Here is a 20,737-nt window from a genome sequence, read left to right as displayed (position 1 = left end):
AAGTGTGGAAAAATTAACAAATATGTGTGATAATTAAATTGTTAAAAAATTTTCGTAATCCTACAAGGAGGTACTCAGATGTATAAGGTTGTTGAAAAAAAAGAGCTTGCGCCATCAGTCTATTTACTAAGAATTGAGGCGCCTCGTGTCGCAAAGTCAGCTTTGCCTGGTCAATTTGTAATCGTTATCGCAGATGATACAGCGGAACGCGTTCCTTTAACAATTGCGAACTATAATCGCGAAGAAGGTTGGGTTGATTTAGTAGTCCAAGCTACTGGTCCATCTACGAAAAAATTAGGATCAGTTAATAAAGGTGGGTTCGTGAAAGACTTTGTGGGTCCTTTGGGTGTACCTTCTGAGTTTATTCATGAAACCGATGAAGAACTAAAACAAAAACGTTATCTATTTGTTGGTGGCGGTATCGGAGCGGCTCCTGTTTATCCACAAGTTCGATATTTCCACGAACGTGGTATTGAATGTGATGTTATTCTTGGTTTCAAAAATAAAGATTTTGTCATTTTAGAAGACGAATTCAAAGAAATAACCAATCATTTATACATAACCACCGATGACGGTTCTTATGGTGACAAAGGATTAGTAACAGAAAAAATTGATGCTTTAATTGCTGAAGGAAAAGAATACGATGTTTGTGTTGCCATTGGTCCTATGATTATGATGAAATTCGTTAGCTTAACTACGAAAAAACACAATCTTCATACAATCGTTTCCTTAAACCCAATTATGGTGGATGGAACCGGCATGTGCGGTGCTTGCCGTATTACCATTGATGGAGAAACAAAATTTGCTTGCGTTCATGGTCCTGAATTTGATGCACACAAAGTTGATTTTGATGAAGCAATGAAAAGACAAAAGCAATATTTTAGAGAAGAAAAAACCAAAGGAAAATCTGCAAGAAGCATGGAAGAATTACTTGTGAAAGGAGTAAAATAATGGATCGTTTTACAAGAGTCCCTGTTAGAGAACAAGACCCTGACGTTAGAAACAAAAATTTTGAAGAAGTTTGTTATGGTTACAATGAAGAAGAAGCAAAAGCCGAAGCGGCTCGTTGCCTAAATTGTAAAAAACCTCAATGCCGTACTGGTTGTCCTGTAAATATTGATATTCCTCGTTTTATTTCTCATATTGCTGATGGCGATTTTGAAGACGCCGCTTCTGCTTTAAGTGAATACACTGCCCTACCAGCTGTCTGCGGTCGTGTTTGTCCACAAGAAAGCCAATGTGAAAAATATTGCGTATTGGGAAACAAAGGCGATTCCGTTAGTATCGGAAAATTGGAACGCTTTGCTGCCGACTACGCTCGCGAAAACAATATTAAAACATTGAAAGCCGCTCCTTCCAATGGACGCAAAGTAGCTGTTATAGGTGCTGGTCCTGCGGGTATTACAGTTGCTGGTGAAATGGCAAAACTTGGCTACAACGTAACTGTATTTGAATCTTTACAAGAAGCTGGGGGCGTTTTGGTTTATGGTATTCCTGAGTTCCGTTTGCCAGATGCCGTTGTTGCTTCTGAAGTTGCCAACTTAAAAGAAATTGGAGTTACTTTCGAAACCAATACCATTGTAGGTCGTACCTTAACTTTAGAAGATATTCGTGAAGAAGGTTTTGAAGCCATCTTTATCGGATCTGGTGCTGGTTTACCAAGATTCTTAGGTATTCCTGGAGAAAACTTAAACGGAGTATTCTCTGCCAATGAGTTCTTAACACGTTGTAACTTAATGAAAGCATTCAATCCAGATTACGATACTCCAATTATTGGTGGACACAAAACAGCCATTATCGGTGGCGGTAACGTAGCAATGGATGCAGCCCGTGTAGCAAAACGTCTAGGTAGTGATGTTACCGTTGTATATCGTCGTACACAAGAAGAACTTCCAGCTCGTGAAGAAGAAGTTCATCACGCTATGGAAGAAGGAATCAAATTCCACTTCCTTTCTAACCCTGTTTCTATTATTGGAGACGAAGAAGGCTGGGTAAGCGGCATGGTTGTTCGCCCTATGGAATTGGGAGAACCAGATGAAAGTGGACGTCGCAGACCTATCCCTATTGAAGGCCAAGATTACAACTTAGAGGTTGATACCGTTATTATGGCATTGGGCACTAATCCTAATCCATTGATCACTTCTACAAACCCTGATATTGAAACCAATAAATGGTTAGGAATTGTTATCAATGAAGACGGACAAACCTCTGCAGAAGATGTATTTGCTGGGGGCGATGCCGTTACTGGTGCAGCCACTGTAATCCTTGCTATGGGAGCTGGTAAAGCAGCTGCTGAAGGTATGCATAAATATCTACAAAATAAATAATAAACTATATACAAAAAAGAGACCGAGAAGGTCTCTTTTTTTTGTCTTTATTTATGATGATGCCCATGTCCATGTCCACCGCAACAATCGTCTCCATGATCGTGATGATGCCCATGTCCATGTCCGCCGCAGCAATCATCTCCATGATCGTGATGATGCCCATGTCCATGTCCGCCGCAACAATCGTCACCATGGTCGTGATGATGACCATGGCCGCCGCAACAATCGTCACCATGGTCGTGATGATGACCATGGCCGCCGCAACAATCGTCACCATGATCGTGATGATGCCCATGTCCATGTCCGCCGCAGCAATCATCTCCATGGTCGTGATGATGCCCATGTCCATGTCCGCCGCAACAATCGTCACCATGGTCGTGATGATGACTGTGTCCACCACAGCCACAAGTATGGTCTCCATGAGAATGGCCAAAATGAGATATGAATCTTCTTTGCTCTTCTTCGTATTTTGGAATCAATTCATGAATCTTATTATGAATTTTTTCATCGTGAACAAATCCATCCAAATTACTTAAAATTTCCAAAGCCAATTCATAATTATGCTCGTCTTCCGCTTTCGATGCCAACATTTTCAAAATCCCCAAAATTTCTTGGCTTGGTTGACCGATAATTTCATTTTCTTTCAAATAAGCTTTATATTCTTCTTCTGAAGCCAATGTTGCCTTTGGATATTTATTTTTTAAAATCATCAAATTTCCTTTTGCTGCATCATTTTCTCCCACATATTCCAAAGCCATAAGGTTCAAAGACAAGGCCATTTTTTCATTGTCGTCTTTGTAGGCAAAATATCCTTCATTGGCGAAAGCCTCCGCAAAATCTCTTAAACGATAGCCATCGATGAAGACTTGTCGATTAAACCTCTTTGCGCTTTCCATATCGCCTTGTAAGCGATTTAATTTCGCTAAGGCAAGTAAGACATTGGCGTCTATTGGATTGGCTTCTAAAGCCAAAGTGAGAACTTCTTTCGCCTTGTCATATTCTTTGTATTCCATTAAGAAAGAACCTAAGAAAGACAAGAACATTTGCAATTCTGGTCCAACAATAGCTGTGTCGTCTTTGGGTTTGCGAATGCGGAAAATCACTTCGTCTGTTAAACTTTGGAAAGAACGAATCCCTGATCCTTCTTTTATCTTTTCAATTCCATCGCGAATAAAAGAAATTTCGTCACGGATTTCAAACAATACTTTTTCTGCGTGTTTTTCATCTTCTTCCATAATGGATGTCATTGCTTCTTCTAACTTTTGGTAATAAATGGATAATTCTTCTGAATCTGGTCCTTGATAATCATCCATTTCAATGGTGCGAAAATCTTCTTCGCTCATTTCTCCATGTTCTTCAATCAGCTTTTCTGCATAGGTCAACAACTCGTTGGCTGCTTCCATTTCCCCTTCTTCTTGATATTTAATAATCTGCTCTGTAAGGGAATTTAAATCTATAACGTAATTTCCGGTTAAATTTTCGATAAATTCTTTAATTTCTTTTGCCTTTTTCATAAAATACCTCCATAATATAGACTATAACATAAATTTTTTTATAGAGATATAGAGAAAGGAAAAACTATGGCTAGTAATGTGACTCACTTCTTCTTTGGACGACGATTACAGGATCATTTTCCTCAAGAATTGTCGAATATCATCGAAAAACATCAAGATTATTTTGATATCGGTCAACAAGGACCGGATATTTTCTTCTTCCATATGCCTTTTAATAAAAATAAGGGAAAAATGGCAACAGGAGATTTCATTCACGATCATACCTTCCAAGATTTTATCGATCGAAATCGAAAAATGCTTGTAAATACCCCTATTGATTCTCCAGAATGGGCCTACTTTTTGGGAACCATTTGTCATTTTATTCTAGATATTTCCTTACACCCTACTATAGATGAATTGGAACTACACTTAGGCATTCGTCATTTGGAAATGGAAAGAGAATTGGACCGACAAATCTTACAGGAAGAAAATATCGATCCAAAAACTTTCTTTAGTCGCGAAATCATTCCCGATCCAAATAAGGTAACGGATGTAATTACAAAATTTTATCAAAGTTACGAAGGCGTAAACCATCACATTGTAAAACAATCTCTGTATTATATGCGTCTGATTGAAACTTTTTTCCATGTAACTTCCAAAAGGGAAGAAAAAATAAAGACAAAACTTTTGCGTTGGTCGGGTAAGAACAAGGAATTTATGGGAAAAATTCTCTTTGAAAAGCCCCATAAGGACGCCTCTATTGTTATACCTATTCTTAAAGAAGGGTTTGACTATGCTTCAGGAGTTGCTTATTACGCGCTCTCCCTTATGATTCAGAAGCATCAAGATTTACCTAGCCAAGATATTTTTCAATTTGATTTTGTAGGACATGTTTTATGAAAAAAAATACCTTTACGAAACTCGAAAAAAATTGGATTTATTATGACGTAGGGAATTCTGCTTTTACCCTTTTGGTAACCATTATTCTGCCGATTTATTTCAAATATCTTGCAGAACAAAGTCAACTTACCAGTCAAGAATATTTGGCTTACTGGGGATATGGCGTTACCATTTCTACCTTACTAGTGGCTATAATTGGTCCTTATTTAGGATCCATTGCCGATAAGAATCGAAAGAAAAAATTCTTTTTTATTCTTTCTTTGATTCTTGGAGCGGGAGCTTCTTTTAGTTTTCCTTTATGGCAAACGTGGCTCTCTTTCCTCGTTGTCTTTGTTATTTCAAAAATCGGTTACAATGCATCTTTGATTTTTTATGATTCCATGCTTATTGATGTAACCACAGATGAAAGAATGGACCGAGTGAGTACCTATGGGTATGCTTGGGGATATTTGGGCAGCTGTTTGCCATTTATTTTAAGTATTGTTTCCATTTTATATCTTCCTACCATTGGAATGGATTTTCTCTGGGCTATGACCATTGCTTTTTGTATCAATGCCCTTTGGTGGATTGGATTTTCCATTCCTTTGATCCAAAGTTATAGACAAAAATATGTAGAATCTGCCGAGGAAACCAAACCTATCGAAGTAATTAAAACCTTAAAGCAAATGAGAAAAAATCCCAAAGTTTTCTATTTTCTTCTTGCCTTTTTCTTTTATATTGACGGCGTCTATACCATTATAAATATGGCTACTGCCTATGGAGAATCCTTAGGATTGGATTCCACTGGATTGCTATTGGCGTTGCTTACAACCCAAATTGTCGCCTTCCCTTCTTCCCTGTTTATTTCCTATTTGTCAAAAAAATTCCCTACCCATAAATTGATTTCTATTTGTATTTTAGCTTATACGGCCATTGCCTTGTTTGCTGTACAATTGGATAAACTCTGGGAGTTCTGGCTTCTTGCTATATGTGTTGGTTTATTCCAAGGAGGGATTCAAGCTTTAAGTCGCTCTTATTTTGCCAAAATTATTCCAAAGGAAAAGAGCGGACAATATTTTGGAATTTACGACATTTTTGGAAAAGGCGCTTCCATATTGGGAACATTTATTGTATCTTTTTTGACTCATGTTACAGGAAACCAAAGCTTAGGAATTGGTTCCATGGTTATTCTATTTATTTTAGGATTTTTCTTCTTCAAAAAATCTTCCCATTTACTGGAAGAATAATTTCCCTTGCAACATTTTGTTTTTTTCAGTAAAATGATATAAGACGTTGATGAGGACTAATAGAAAGACAACGACTTCAGAGAGCAAAATCCTTGGCTGTGAGATTTTGTAGTAAAGTATCTTTTGAACCTACCTTTGAGTTCATCGCAAAACGATGCGTTTCCCGCGTTAAGGGGTAAGAGTGGATTTTTTAATCAACTTGGGTGGTACCGCGTGTCTTCGTCCCAATGGGATGGAGACTTTTTTTGTGAGGTGAATTATGTTTTATTGGAGCAACCGACAAGGGATACCAAATATAGAATTAAGTCCAAAAGATGGATGCGTTCCAGAAGGATTTTATTCCACAACCAACTTCCCTACTTTTGTTCATGTAGGAGACGACTGGGTGGAAGTAAAGGAACAGCGCATGGATGCTGTTATCGTTGAAAAAGAAGATGGATTTTATGCTACAAAACTTCGGGATGTAAAAAAAGGAGATCGTATTCTTTGTGGAGATGAGGGAATTTGTATCGATGCCCAATTGGAAGACAAAGGAGAAGTGCAAAGATTCCAATTTATGGATAGCGCCGTCTCTTCCGAAAAAAGAAATGAATTATTATTAAAAGACCTAGCCAAAAAATTGGTTTTAGAAAATAAAAAAATTACCGTTGTATGTGGTCCTGCTGTTGTCCATACAGGAGCGAACAAATATCTGGCAAAATTAATGGAGCTTGGCTATGTAAAATCCTTGTTAACTGGAAATGCCGTAGCCGTTCATGATATGGAGCAATGTTTCTTTAACACTTCTTTAGGAGTCGACAAAGATACAGCCCTTCTAACTCATCACGGCTATCGCAATCATATGCGAGCCATCAATCGCATTAAATTGGCAGGATCCATTGAAAATGCCGTAAACGATGGAATTTTAACATCGGGAATTATGTATTCTTGTATCAAGTATAATGTTCCTTTTGTTTTGGCCGGTTCTTTACGAGATGATGGGCCTCTTCCTGAAACACAAATGAATATGTTAGAGGCACAAAAGGCTTATAATACTCATCTACGAGCCGCAGATATCGTGGTGGTTCTTTCTACCATGTTACATGGAATTGCCAGCGGAAATATGCTTCCTTATCAAATTCCTATGTATTGTGTTGATATCTCTGCCAATGTAGTAACAAAACTTTCCGATCGCGGAAGTAGTCAAAGTGTAGGAATCGTAACCGATGTTGGATTGTTTTTACGCCTTTTGCTTTTAGAAATTGAAGAATTGAAAAAATAAAAGAATCCAGTACGAAAGTACTGGTTTTTTGCTTATTTCTCCTCAAAAATGGCTATAATGTAAAAATGGAGGAATAATATGATAAAAAATTTTTGGTACGCAATTTATAATGGAAAAAAAGTAAAAAAGAATGAGGTTGTTGCCATAAAACGACTTGGCTTAAACCTGTCTCTTTTCCGTGACTCAAAGGGAGGACTGCATTGCGTTACGGACAAATGTGCTCATAGAGGAGCCAGTCTAGGACGCGGAACGGTGAAAAATGACTGCCTCAAATGTCCATTCCATGGAATCGAATACGACAGCGAAGGAAAATGTACAATCGTACCATCTGAAGGAATAAACTCCGAAAAAGATTTTTCGCGTTTTAACCTAAAACACTATTTCATTCGTGAAAAACAAGATATGGTCTTTTTTTGGTATGGGGATGGAGAGCCTACCAAAGAACCGGATACATTTGAAGTATTAGACGACAAAAATTTACAGTTTAGCGAAAGGGTCGACCACTGGAAGGTCGATTATTCCCGTGTTATCGAAAATCAATTGGATGTTTCTCATCTTCCTTTTGTTCATCACAATACCATTGGCCGAGGAAACAAAACCATTTCCAACGGGCCGAAAACCATTTGGTTGGATGAAAATACATTACAAACCAGCGCAAACAATGAAGTGGATCATGGACAAACACCAAAATCTGGGGAAGAAAGCGTAATTAAGTCTACCAATCTAACCTTCAAATATCCAAATATGTGGCTAAATACCATTAGCGACAAGCTAAAAGTTTTCGCATACTTTGTCCCTATTGACGAAGAAAATGCCCTATTGTGCTTGCGGTTTTACAATAAATTTACGGGGATTGCTCCTATTGACTCCTTTATTTCTGTTATTGGAAAATATGCCAACGGCGTCATCCAAAATCAAGATAAAAGAGTTGTAGAAACTCAATTGCCTAAGAAAACGGAAATGAAAATCGGAGAGAATTTAGTTCAAGCCGACAAGCCAATTATTGAATACAGAAAGCGAAGACAGAAACTGAAGGAAGAAAATAACAGAAAAGACGAAGAAAAAGAAGAAATTTCAGAATAAAAATTTCCTTACTCACGGAAAAAACCACAGCCCCTAGGCTGTGGTTTTTTATTTTCTAACTTCTTTTGTTGCAATTCTCTCTAAATCATTTTCGATTCCTTACAATAGAATCTATAAAATTTTAGATTGTCTGAGTAAGTTACTTTCTTATTATTTTCTCGATTAAATCCATGGGTTTTTCAATGGTTGCATCCGCTCCATATTCTATTAATTCTTCTTTTTCCCGAAATCCCCATTCTACCCCAATGGTAAAACATCCAAAATTTTTCCCTGTTTCCATATCTGTATTGGTGTCTCCTAAATACAAAATTTCTTCCTTCTTCAAAGAAAATTCTTCTTGTATCATTTCCAAACCAACAGGGTGCGGCTTTCTAGGTCGAGAATCCTCTTGTCCAACCACCTTCGAAAAAATATGAGGAAAAACTCGCTCCATAAGAGGTTCTGCAATGGAATGAGGTTTGTTAGTATAGACGAAGGAATCGATTCCTAAGTCTTCCAATGCCGCTAAAAGTTCCATAATTCCCGGATAAATGGCTTCTTTTCCAATTTCCGACTTTCCATACTCCTCCATAAATTCCTTTTTTATAAAAGAAAAATCTTTCTCTGAAATTTTTCTCTCTTCTTTTACAGAGCCAAGTAAAGCAGAAGCTCCATTTCCTAAAAAATATTTATACTTCCCATCATCAATTTTTTCATATCCATGGTTTTCTAAAACCCCATTCATAATAGAGGCGATATCATCCACTGTATTCATTAACGTCCCATCCAAATCAAAAACAACTGCTTTTATAGAATGGAGACGTTTTAAGTCGTTTCTTTTCTTCCCTTTTTCTGTATTCACTGTCCTCTACCTTTCCTCTTTAAGAAATAAAGATTCAAATTATCGTCCCTTTCTATTTTAATGGAATGAGAAAGGGAAAACAAGAATCTAAGATTTTTCCATTGGATCTATCCTTGAAAAGATACAATAATTCCAACACAAAAACCTGTAGATAAAATTTTACCTACAGGTTTTCATTCAGAAAAGATTTTTTTCTTTCCCGTTTATTTTATTCGTCTTTTGCTTTGGCTTCCGCAATGATTTTTTCTGCCATTTGGGCAGGAACTTCTTCGTAGCGAACAAATTCCATAGTAAAGGTTCCACGTCCTTGTGTCATGGCACGTAAGTCGATAGCATATTCAAACATTTCTGCATGAGGTGCTTCCGCAATAATCAACTGACCACCGTCTTTTTGTTGGTCCATACCTAAAATACGACCACGGCGTTTGTTCATATCTCCCATAACGTCGCCCATGTAATCATCAGGAATAGAAACTTCCACTTTCATAATTGGCTCAAGCAATACAGGTTTTGCTTCTTGAATTCCTTTTTTGAAAGCAAGATTGGCTGCCAATTTGAAACTTACTTCATTAGAGTCTACATCATGGTAAGATCCATCATACAATACAGCTTTTACACCACGAACTGGGAATCCCGCTAATACGCCGTGTTCCATAGATTCTTGTAATCCTTTTTCAACAGCAGGGAAATAGTTTTTAGGAACAGATCCACCGAAAACTTCTTCGTCAAAAATAAAGTCTTCTTCACATGGCTCGAAGCGAATCCAAACATCACCAAACTGTCCGGCTCCACCAGATTGTTTCTTATGCTTTCCTTGAACGCTGGCTGTACCACGAATGGTTTCACGATAAGGGATGATAAATGGAACAATATTTACTTCTACATTAAATGTATTTTTTAATTTTTCTAAAATTACATCCAAATGTGCATTCCCTTGTCCACCAATAGTCAATTGCTTTGTTTCTGGATTTCTTTCAATTACCAAATTTGGATCTTCTTCTTGCAATTTACGCAATGACAAAGATAATTTTTCTTCATCGTTTTTAGAAGCGGCTTCAATTGCATAATAGTATACAGGTTTTGGCATGCGAACTTTTTTGTAAACCACTGGATGGGCCTTATCGCATAAAGTATCTCCCGTTTGTGTTGCAGAAAGCTTTGCTGTTGCACCAATATCTCCCGCTTGAATTTCGTCCACTTCCATTTGTGTTTTTCCGCGAACAACAAATAAACCGCCCATTTTTTCGTCAGCTTCTTGGCGAGAATTATAAAGATGTGTATCTTTTTTAATCACACCACTAATTACTTTGAAAATGGAGATTTTCCCTACATATGGGTCTGTAATGGTTTTGAATACTACGGCAGAATATGGTTCTTTTGGATTAACAGAACGTTCTTCTCCAGATTCATAGCGGAATCCAGTATGGGCACGTTCATCGTCTGGTGCTGGCATGTAGTTTACAATCGTATTTAATAAAATATCAATACCGATTCCCTTTTCCGCACTACCTACTAACAATGGAACTGCGTCCCCTTCCAATAGAGCGGTTGTTACACCACGTAATAAATCTTCACGAGTGAATTTTTCTCCACTGAAATATTTGTCCATTAGAACTTCGTCACTTTCAGCAACAACTTCGGCAATTTCTTCATACATACGCTCAGTCGCTTTTAGTTGGTCGTGGGTTAAATCCACTTCATTTGGAGCGCCGTTTTCATATTTGAATCCTTTTTGGAAGATAACATCTGTAACTCCAATAAAGTTTTCGCCTTCTCCAATTGGTACAGAGAATGGAATAACTTTCTTACCGAATTTTTCTTCGATTTCTTCCATTAGATTTCTAAAGTTTACATTTTCACCATCAATTTTATTTACGAAAATAATACGTGGCAAATCAATTTTTTCCGTATATTTCCACATACGCTCGGTTCCTACCTGGATTCCCGCTGTGGCATCAATAATCATTAGAGCTGCTTCAGCCGCACGTAAAGCACCAACGGCTTCTCCAACGAAATCCATATAACCTGGAGTATCTATAATATTCAATTTCAAGTTTCGCCACTCTATAGGAATAATACTAGTTCCGATAGAAGTTCCTCTTTCCATTTCTTCTTTGGAAAAATCTGATATAGTATTTTTTTCTGCAACGTGACCAATTTTCTTCGTTGCACCAGATTGGAACAACATAGCTTCTGTTAAATTCGTTTTCCCAGAACCACTATGTCCTACAAGAGCTAGATTTCGAACTTGACTCGTTGTGTAAATTTTCATGTATTTTCTTCCTCCTATCGGTTGATCGTCTCCGTCGAGTTACGGAAACGTTTTTATAGATTCATTATATCATAATCCAGTGAAACTGTCTTTTCTTTTTCTGCGGTTCCTTTCACAAAAAAAATGCACAAGCTTTTGCCTGTGCATTTTCCTTTTGTCCATATATTATTTTCCTTGCAATTGATCGATTTTTTCTCGCGTCCAACCAAAAGCACCACCTGTATGCAAGAACAGTACATTCTTTTTATCTGCCCAATTTCCATTCATCAATTCATTGAAAATCGCATACATCGTCTTTCCTGTATAAACAGGATCAATAATAATACCCGTTTGGGAAATGAAATCTCTCATAAATTCCAATTCTTCCATGGTGTTTTTTGCATAGCCTAACCCTTGGTATCCATCAATTACATGGATGTCATCTGTTGTAAATTCCAAATCCGTTTCATCGTATTCTTTCATTTCTTCCAAAATAGGAGGAACCAATTCATTGATGGTTCTTTGAGCAGGATAAGAAATGGTAATTCCAACAATGTCCTTATCTTTTCCAAATTTTTTATTGGCATAAATCAGACCAGCAAAACTACCTGCACTCCCTGTTGTTACAACAATGGTATCAAATTCCACGCCCATTTTTTCTTCTTGTTCTAAAATTTCTTCGTAGCAATCTACATAACCGAAACTACCTACGGCACAAGAAGCTCCTTCTGGCCAAATGGTTGTTTTATGTCCTTCTTTGGATTCAATTTCTTTTGCCCATTCTTCCATTAATTCTGTGCGATTGTGGTCGAAATCATAGCGGCTAATGTAACGTTGGGTCGCCCCTGATACGTAATCTAAAAAGTTGTTGGATTCTTTTGGTTCATTCTCGTCTCCTGCCAATAATAAATTGGCTTTTAATCCCAATTTGGCACAAGCCAAAGAAGTAGCGCGACAATGGTTACTTTGAATGGATCCACAAGTTACAACATCTGTAACTCCTTCATCCAAAGCTTTTTTCATTAAATACTCCAATTTACGTACTTTATTTCCCGTTAATCCAATTCCTGTCAAATCATCTCGTTTAACATATAAGTTGGCTGGCAAATCGGCATCAACCAATTGAATTTTTTCAATTGGCGTTGGCGTATTGGCCATTTTTAATTTCTTTAGCATGAAACTCCCTCTCATTCGTGATTCAAATAAAATCTCTTTTCACAGAAATATGTTTCTCCCTATTTAGAGAGAAACATATCTTCTAATTGTTCTATTCTATTTTACTACAAAACTTATAATTTTTTAACCTCTATAATAATCTCATGATCATTTAATGGAGTGGTTTCTCCCTCAAGAGATTTTCTTTCGAAGGAATCAGCCAATGTGTCTTCCATAATCATATCTTTGTAAACTTCCAAAGCCTTATTTACACGGTCATCTGTATCGTATGCGATGGAAATATGATCCAAGATTTCGAAGTCATTGGATTTACGAAGTTGTTGCACTTTGGAAACAAATTCTCTTGCAAATCCTTCGTCCAATAAATCTTCTGTTAAATTGGTGTCTAGAATAACGAAAAGATTGTTTTCCATAGAAACATCAAAACCTTCTTTTGCTTCTGTATTTACCAAAACATAATCTTCTTTAATGGTTACTTCTTCTCCACCTAAAGAAAGAGTCATTTCGCCTTTTTCTTGTAATGCTTTATAGATTTCTCCTGGTCTTTCATTTAACTCTTTAGTGAAATCTTTGATTTTTGGACCAAGAAGAGATCCTACTACTCGGAAATTTGGTTTTAATCTATAGTTCATAAACTCAGACAAATCATCTCTAAATTCAACGGTTTTTACGTTTAATTCTTCTTTGATTAATTCCTCCAAATCTCCTATGGTTTCTTTGTATTTTCCGTCCAATACAACTTCAGACAATGGTTGACGTACTTTGATTTTTGCATTTTCACGACTAGAACGGCCCAATGTTACCAAGTTACGTACCAATTCCATTTTTTCTTCCAATTCTGGTTGAATCAAAGATTTATCCGCTTTTGGATAATCGCAAAGATGGATACTTTCTCCCCCTACCAAAGTTTGGTAGAATTCTTCTGCAATAAATGGAGCGATTGGAGCGATAATATGAGCGATTCCTAGTAGTACATCGTAGGTTGTTTTGTAAACGGCCATTTGGTTCTTAGAAGGTTCTTCTTCCCAGAAACGACGGCGGTTTCTACGAATGTACCAATTGGAGAAATCTTCTACAACAAAATCTTGAATGGTTCTTACAGCACGAGTCAATTCGTATACTTCCATATCATCGTGAACAGATTTTAGCAAGTTGTTGAAACGGCTTAATAACCAATTATCGATTTCTTCCATTTCTACATCATCATAAGAATATTCTCTTGGATCCACTCCATTGATATTGGCATACATGGTGAAGAAGTTGTGGATGTTTCGTAAAGAGCGGAAGAATTTACTTTGTACTTCTCTTAATCCATCTTCATCAAATTTTGTTGGATTCCATGGTGGAGATACATACATTAAATACCAACGTACCGCATCGGCACCATAGATTTTGAATAATTCTTCTGGATTGACTGTATTTCCACGGCTCTTACTCATTTTTTTACCGTCTTTATCAAGGATTAAGTCATTTACCAATACGTTTTTATATGGACTTTCTCCCATTACATAAGTGGCGATGGCCAATAGAGAGTAGAACCATCCACGAGTTTGGTCGATTCCTTCATTGATAAAGTCCGCTGGGAATCGTTGGTCGAAATCTTCTTTGTGTTCAAATGGATAGTGCCATTGAGCAAATGGCATAGCACCAGAGTCAAACCAAACGTCAATTACATCTGGCTCTCTTCTCATAGTCGATCCACATTCACATGGAATGTGAACATCATCTACATATGGTCTGTGCAATTCGATATCATCTGTAATATCTTCTATAGCAAGTTCCGCCAATTCTGCACGGCTTCCAATACTCTTCACTTTTCCACAATCTTTACAACGCCAGATATTTAAGGGAGTTCCCCAATAACGAGAACGAGAAATCGCCCAGTCGTTTAGATTTTCTAACCAGTTTCCAAAGCGTTTTTCTCCTACGAAACTTGGATACCAATTTACTTTATTGTTATTTTCTACTAATTTGTCTTTGAATTTTGTAACTTCAATATACCAAGATGGATGAGCATAATATACCAAAGGAGTTCTACAACGCCAGCAATGTGGATAGTTGTGAAGAATGGTTTCTTTTGAGAATACCAAATCCTTTTCTTTCATGTAGTCAATGATGGTTTCATTCACATCATGAACGAATTCACCTTTCCAAATGGTGTCGGTAAATTTACCATCTTCATCTACTGGTTTTACCAATGGCAAGTCATATCTACGTCCTGTTTGATAATCATCTTCCCCAAATGCTGGAGCCGTATGGACGATTCCTGTACCATCTTCAGTTGTTACATAATCTGCCAATACAATATAGAAGGCTTTTTTATCTACTTCAACAAAAGGAAGAATTTGTTCGTATTCTCTATGTTCAAGATTGGATCCCTTCATGGTTTCCAATACTTCGTACCCTTCCTTCAGGATTTTTCCTGCTAATTTTTCTGCCAGATAATATACATTTCCATCAGAATGTTTTACCTTTACATAATCTACGGAAGGATGAACGGCTAATGCTACATTAGAAGGAACTGTCCATGGAGTCGTTGTCCAAGCTAAGAAATACGCATCTTCATCTTTGGCTTTGAATTTCATAACGATGGTTGGAGTTTTTACTTCTTCATAACCTTGAGCTACTTCGTGAGAAGCAAGACCCGTTCCACAACGTGGACAGTAAGGAAGAATTTTTTGTCCTTCATACAACAAACCATCTTCAAACATTTTATTCAAAATCCACCAAATGGATTCAATATAGTCATTATCTAAAGTAATGTATGGATCATCCATATCGATTAAGTATCCCATGCGAGCTGTCATTTTTCGCCATAGGCTTTCGTATTCAAATACAGATTCTCTACACTTTTTATTAAATTCTTCAATGCCGTATTTTTCGATATCTTGTTTATTTTGAAGACCCAATTTCTTTTCAATTTCGATTTCTACAGGCAATCCATGAGTATCCCATCCAGCTTTTCTTTGCACTTTATAACCTTGCATGGTTTTATAGCGGCAAGTTAAGTCTTTCAATGTACGTGACATTACATGATGAATACCTGGTTTTCCGTTGGCAGTTGGAGGTCCTTCGTAGAACACAAAATTTTCTGCCTCGTTTCGAACTTCTACGGAACGTTTCAAAAGATCCATTTGATCCCAAAACTGTACCAGAGATTCTTCTCTTTCGTTCACCGGTTGCGGTGACAATACTTGAAATTTACTCATATACATTCTCCTTCCTATAAAAAAACGCCCCTTCGTCAAAAGACGAAGGGACGAGTTTACCGTGGTACCACCCTACTTCATAGCTAAAAATTTCAGCTATCTCGAATCCCTTAACGCGGGCAACGGTCTTGCGACACAGTCAAAGAGCTGATGCGAAAAAAAGTATAACGACACCTTCCACCCACTGTGCCTCGCTAAAGAAATGGACTTTTTATCTTGTTCTCTTTATTGTTTTCTATTAAATAAAATCCGTAATTTTCGAATCCTTAAATGCATTGATAATTGTATCTTGAAGACCCTCTAATTTAGTATGGAATCGACAACTCCCATACTGCTCTGGTTGATTTCGACTACAAAACGGATCTTCTGAATGCAAGCAACGATTGATTTCTATTGGACCATTTACAGCCAATATAATATCGTAAAGATTTATATTTTCTTTTGCTTCTTTCAAATAGTAGCCCCCATAAGCTCCCCGTTTCGCTCCGGTAATTCCAGCCAAATTAAGTTTCCTTAAAATTCTTAAAGTAAATCTTTCAGGAACTTTTAATTTCTCTGAAATGAGAGGGGCCCCTAGAACTTTATCTTCGTTCTGTGCCAAAAAAGACACAATGCGAAATGAGTAATCAATCTCTTGCGTAAGTCTCATTCTATCCTCTCCTTTATTTATTGTCAACAAAAATTAAGAAACTTTTAAGAATGAAAAAGCTCCCCAAAATTTTCTGTAAACAATTTGGTCAATAGCAAGTTCTCATCTAAAGTTACATCCTGCATTTTAATAATACTACCCTTTGGTATATCATTTAATGCAAAACATTCTCCTTCAATTAGTCCAATGGGAAGATGCCCCTTTTTTTGAGAATCTTGAGCAACTTCTAACTGTCCAAAGGTATCTTTGGATCCAATCCCCGAAATAGATTCTCCCTTTTTTATATCTCTCTTTGCCGTAGCAACGGTGTGTGCAACAAATCCTTTTTCAGGAACAATGGTTGCCTCTTTATATAAAACAGCTTTTGCAATGGAAATGGGAGTTTCTAAGTTGGTTAAGTGATAAGGGCGATAGAATATGTAATTGGGTCCATCCCCCATACTTAGATATTTCATTTCTTCTTGGATAATAGGAACATCTGAGTGTACCATAACAAATACCCCAGGAGCAATACCTTGAACGTATTCCAAAACCTTATACTTCGTAAGTTTACCACCATTTTCTTTCAATTTCAACTCTTCCAGTATAGTTTCTCGAGAAGATTTTATTCCATGGCATCCTACTACGTCTGGTACAAGGCCTGTGGCATTGGCTACGGCATTTAACTCAATCATAGTATTGGTCGCATCTACAAAAGAGGTCAACATGCGTGGACTTACTCCTTTTTCTGCGGCCTTTTCCTTTAAGGATTCTGGAGTTGCTGTGCGATCCAAAGGATTATTTTTTCCTTTTCCCGCGACTAGAACCTCAAATCCTAAAAATTCGGCAAAATCTACAAGTTCCATAATGGATCCTGGTTCATCTCCTGCGGTTCCTGTATAACAAACATGATTTTCTTCTGCCAACTTTTGAAATAGAGGTCCTAGAAGAACATCGCATTCTACATTTAAGGTTACAACATGTTTTTTATTTTTTAAGCTGTAATAATTGATTTCAGCTCCTGCTGCTGTATTTCCTGTACAGTCTACAACTACGTCAATTTCAGGAATTTGCCACACAAAATGATTGCAATCGGTTAATACGGTTTTCTTTTGAGCTATTCCTTTTTTTGCTTCTTCTAAATCTCTTGTAACACAAGCTCTATCCTTTTCATACACTTCGCAAAAAGAATCTTCTAGTGTTTTCAGAGTACGGGAGGACATAAAGACAACGTCCATTCCTTCTATTTTTTTTAATTGAGCCAAAAGACCTCGTCCCATTAGACCAGATCCAATAATTCCTATGGAAATATTTCCTCTTTTTTTTATATCTCTATGTAATCTATTCATATTAACCTCCACCTTTTGAATTATAGCACAATCTGTATTTTTGAACAACGAATCCTATGTTAGAGCTAGGATTTACTGTGGTATAATAGTAAAAGATAAGGAGGCAGATATGAAAGACTATAAATTACTGCAAAAAGAATACGTCCAAGATTTGCAAGCAGAAGTTTCCCTTTATCTCCATGAGGAAACCAAGGCGCAAATTCTTTGGATTGATAATAAAAACCATAATAAAACTTTTTCCATCGGGTTTAAGACGCCCCCTACTGATTCAACGGGGATTGCTCATATTGTTGAACACTCCACTTTGTCTGGCTCAAGAAAATATCATACAAAAGAACCTTTTATGGATATGGTCGCTACAAGTATGCAAACTTTTCTAAACGCCATGACCTATCCAGACAAGACCATCTATCCCATTAGTTCTAGAAATGATAAAGATTTTAAGCAACTTATGGATTTGTATTTGGATTCGGTTTTTTATCCTCGTATGAAAGAAATCAAAGAGATTTTCCTACAAGAAGGATGGCACGAGGAAATTCAACAGGGAGAGCTTATCTATAATGGTGTTGTTTACAACGAAATGAAGGGGGTTTATTCCGACCCAAGTAACCAAGTTTCTGACATCATCCGCGAAAACTTACACCCAGCTGGAACCTATCACCATGATTCCGGAGGAAATCCTCAATACATTCCGAATTTAACCTATGAGAATTTCTTAGATTTCCATAAAAAATATTATCATCCTTCCAATTCTTATATCTTATTGGCTGGTGATTTGGATTTGGAAGAACGATTGAATTATCTCCACGAAGAATATCTTTCTCATTTTTCTTATTTAAAACCGATTTCTGACATCATTTCTCACGAACCATATACAGAAATCCACGAATACAAAGACACCTATTCTATCAGCCAAGAAGAATTTGGAGAAAATAAAAATTATTTTGCCCTATCTTGGAACATTAAAGAAAATCCTTCTCCCATGGATTTACTCCTCCGTTCCTTCTTCTCTGAATTACTGGTTGGTTCTGATGATGGGATTTTAAAGAAAAATTTGTTACATGCTGGTATTGGAGAAGATGTTTATGTGGAAACTTCTGCTGGAAACACTTTAGATTTTTCCATTATTTCTTACCATGCCCCAAAAAATCTATACGAAAACTTCCAAAAAATTATTGAGAAAACCTTCCAAGATATTTTAGAAGACGGATTCGATAAAAAAGACCTTTTGGCCACACTAAATAAGTTTGAATATTCCGTTCGCCAAGGCGGTGGAAGCCATAGGGATTTAATCGCCTACATTGGCTCCCTAAATCTTTGGCTATATGGAGGAAATCCTATTGAGGCCCTTCAAACCTCCAAATATCTAAAAGAGATGAGAGAAGGAATTGAAACGGATTTCTTTGAAAGGAAGTTGAAAGAATTTTTTATCGATACGAAGAATAAAACATTGGCTTTTATTGCCCCTGAAATCAATAAACAAACGAAAGTTGAAGAGGAGATAAAAACCGCTCTTCAAAAACGGAAAAACTCTCTTTCAGAGGAAGAATTAGAAGCCATTCAACAGCAACAAGAAGCTCTTCTTATTTTCCAAAATACAGAAGACTCTCCGGAGGCAAAGGCAACCATCCCCTCTTTAGAAAGAGAAGATATTTCCAAAGAAATTACTGAAATTCCTCGAAAACTTGTTGCATTGAATCAGGCAAAGGGAACCCTTAACCCTCAACCAACCAATGGAATTCTCTATTACAATCTCGCTTTTTCTTTGAAACATTTCGATCTAGAAGAATTGCAATGGATTTCCATCCTTAGTGATTTTTACGGTCGAATTGCTACAAAGGAGAAATCTCTTACGGAATTAAACCAAGAAATTTATCTAAATACTGGGGGAATTTCTTTTGAAACTCCTGTAGAGACCCATAAAAATCCGAATGTTTTCACCCCTTATATGATGGTTCGATTCACCACCTTAAAAGAAACCATTCCTCAAGCTTTTTCTATTGTAAAGGAAATTTTTGAGAGTACAGAATTTGAGGATGAAAAACGAGTTCGCGAGATTTTGTTTGCTACAAAAGCCGACTTAGAATCCTCTATTTTACAGTCTGGCCATACGATTTCTAGTGCTCGCTTAAAATCTTATTTCCACAAAGGTTCTTATGTAGATGAAATGATCAATGGATTGGAACTTTATTTTGTTGTTTCTGATCTCATTGAAAATTTCTCCATGGAAGTATTCCAAGAAAAAGTAAATTCCATTAAAGAGAAAATCTTCTTACAAAACAACTTAGTTTTTAATATTGTAGGAGAAGAAGATTTAATCGAATACTCCTTAGAAGAATTTGAAAAATTCATCCATGCCCTTCCAACTTTTGACTTAGAAGAGGCCGCTATTCCTTTTGAAGTTGCACCAAGAAACGAAGGTTTCTTGTCCTCTTCTCAGGTGAATTACGTTTCCAAGGGATACAATTTGGCTCTATTGGACCAATCCTATAGTGGAGAATTTGTCGTTTTAGGAAATCTCTTAAGCAATAAATATCTTCACAATAACATACGAGCCAAAGGCGGTGCTTATGGTGCCGGCGTTCGTTTTGGCAGAGGGGGATTGATGACCACTTATTCCTATAGAGACCCAAATTTAGAAAACACTTTATTGGTTTATGATGGAATTGCGGAATATCTAGAAAATCTAGAACTTACAGAAAAAGATTTAACCAACTTAATCATTGGTACTATGAATTCCTTTGATCCTCATATGCCACCACATTCTTTGGGATTTTTAGATTTCAAAAGATATTTGAATCAAGTGGAAAACAAAGATATTTTGAAATGGAAAGAAGAAGCTATGAATGTGACCTTAGAGAATCTTAAAAGTTACGCTCCTACTCTTCGCAAAGCGATGGAAAAAAATTATCTTTGTGTCATTGGTAATGAAGAAAAAATAAAAGAACACTCGGAATTCTTTGAACATTTGATTCCTCTAAAACGATAAGAAA

At 36.8% G+C, this 20,737-nt stretch carries 14 protein-coding genes; 7 read left to right on the top strand and 7 right to left on the bottom strand.

From position 1 onward, the window contains the following. Positions 1 to 78 precede the first annotated feature (78 nt). Both LQU94_RS01750 and gltA read left to right on the top strand, forming a co-directional pair. On the top strand, positions 79 to 951 hold the full coding sequence (locus LQU94_RS01750; protein ID WP_230634662.1) for a sulfide/dihydroorotate dehydrogenase-like FAD/NAD-binding protein: 873 nt from the start codon (positions 79 to 81) through the stop codon (positions 949 to 951). After that, positions 951 to 2,327: an NADPH-dependent glutamate synthase gene (gene gltA, locus LQU94_RS01745; RefSeq protein ID WP_230634660.1), complete on the top strand. Its 1,377-nt coding sequence runs from the start codon at positions 951 to 953 to the stop codon at positions 2,325 to 2,327. Before LQU94_RS01750 ends, gltA begins: the two co-directional genes overlap by 1 nt. Positions 2,328 to 2,374: 47 nt before the next feature. Here the strand turns inward: gltA and LQU94_RS01740 are convergent, their stop codons facing one another. Then, positions 2,375 to 3,841, bottom strand: a complete 1,467-nt coding sequence (locus tag LQU94_RS01740) for a type IV pilus biogenesis/stability protein PilW (protein ID WP_230634658.1) — start codon at positions 3,839 to 3,841, stop codon at positions 2,375 to 2,377. Positions 3,842 to 3,907: 66 nt separating this feature from the next. On the opposite strand from LQU94_RS01740, the gene LQU94_RS01735 reads away from it, so the two are divergent. The 4 genes from LQU94_RS01735 (at position 3,908) to LQU94_RS01720 (ending at position 8,290) form a co-directional block, all read left to right on the top strand. Beyond that, the gene (locus tag LQU94_RS01735; RefSeq protein ID WP_230634656.1) at positions 3,908 to 4,720 is read left to right on the top strand and encodes a zinc dependent phospholipase C family protein; all 813 of its coding nucleotides are present in this window, start codon (positions 3,908 to 3,910) and stop codon (positions 4,718 to 4,720) included. Beyond that, entirely contained in the window at positions 4,717 to 5,946 is a 1,230-nt protein-coding gene (locus LQU94_RS01730; protein ID WP_230634654.1) for an MFS transporter, read from the top strand. The genes LQU94_RS01735 and LQU94_RS01730 overlap by 4 nt, the downstream gene beginning before the upstream one ends. A gap of 259 nt (positions 5,947 to 6,205) precedes the next feature. After that, a complete protein-coding gene (locus LQU94_RS01725) occupies positions 6,206 to 7,207 on the top strand; it encodes a hypothetical protein (protein WP_230634652.1) in 1,002 nt (333 codons plus the stop codon). 78 nt (positions 7,208 to 7,285) lie between these two features. Beyond that, positions 7,286 to 8,290 (top strand): aromatic ring-hydroxylating dioxygenase subunit alpha, encoded by a 1,005-nt coding sequence (locus LQU94_RS01720; protein WP_230634650.1) that lies wholly within the window; start codon positions 7,286 to 7,288, stop codon positions 8,288 to 8,290. Positions 8,291 to 8,429: 139 nt separating this feature from the next. Here the strand turns inward: LQU94_RS01720 and LQU94_RS01715 are convergent, their stop codons facing one another. The 6 genes from LQU94_RS01715 to LQU94_RS01690 all read right to left on the bottom strand — a co-directional run bounded on the left by LQU94_RS01715 (position 8,430) and on the right by LQU94_RS01690 (position 17,744). Next, positions 8,430 to 9,131, bottom strand: a complete 702-nt coding sequence (locus tag LQU94_RS01715) for an HAD family hydrolase (RefSeq protein WP_230634648.1) — start codon at positions 9,129 to 9,131, stop codon at positions 8,430 to 8,432. 208 nt (positions 9,132 to 9,339) lie between these two features. Further along, the gene (gene fusA, locus LQU94_RS01710) at positions 9,340 to 11,403 is read right to left on the bottom strand and encodes an elongation factor G (RefSeq protein WP_230634646.1); all 2,064 of its coding nucleotides are present in this window, start codon (positions 11,401 to 11,403) and stop codon (positions 9,340 to 9,342) included. A 165-nt stretch (positions 11,404 to 11,568) separates the two neighbouring features. Continuing rightward, complete coding sequence (locus tag LQU94_RS01705) at positions 11,569 to 12,558, bottom strand: 1-aminocyclopropane-1-carboxylate deaminase/D-cysteine desulfhydrase (RefSeq protein WP_230634644.1); 990 nt, start codon at positions 12,556 to 12,558, stop codon at positions 11,569 to 11,571. Between the two features lie 113 nt (positions 12,559 to 12,671). After that, positions 12,672 to 15,767, bottom strand: coding sequence for an isoleucine--tRNA ligase (gene ileS, locus LQU94_RS01700; protein ID WP_230634642.1), 3,096 nt, complete (start codon positions 15,765 to 15,767; stop codon positions 12,672 to 12,674). Between the two features lie 238 nt (positions 15,768 to 16,005). Then, positions 16,006 to 16,416 (bottom strand): Rrf2 family transcriptional regulator, encoded by a 411-nt coding sequence (locus tag LQU94_RS01695; RefSeq protein WP_230634640.1) that lies wholly within the window; start codon positions 16,414 to 16,416, stop codon positions 16,006 to 16,008. Positions 16,417 to 16,460: 44 nt separating this feature from the next. Beyond that, positions 16,461 to 17,744 carry an NAD(P)H-dependent oxidoreductase gene (locus LQU94_RS01690; protein WP_230634638.1) on the bottom strand — a complete coding sequence of 428 codons (1,284 nt, stop codon included), beginning with the start codon at positions 17,742 to 17,744 and terminating at the stop codon, positions 16,461 to 16,463. A 109-nt stretch (positions 17,745 to 17,853) separates the two neighbouring features. Here LQU94_RS01690 and LQU94_RS01685 point away from each other — a divergent pair, with 109 nt between their 5' ends. Beyond that, on the top strand, positions 17,854 to 20,733 hold the full coding sequence (locus LQU94_RS01685; RefSeq protein ID WP_230634636.1) for an insulinase family protein: 2,880 nt from the start codon (positions 17,854 to 17,856) through the stop codon (positions 20,731 to 20,733). Positions 20,734 to 20,737 lie beyond the last annotated feature (4 nt).

The sequence above is a fragment of the Peptoniphilus sp. KCTC 25270 genome (genome assembly GCF_021012875.1).
Classification (GTDB): domain Bacteria; phylum Bacillota; class Clostridia; order Tissierellales; family Peptoniphilaceae; genus JAJMZJ01.
Note: the sequence above shows the minus strand (reverse complement) of the source record. Positions and strands in the feature narration are given on the sequence as shown.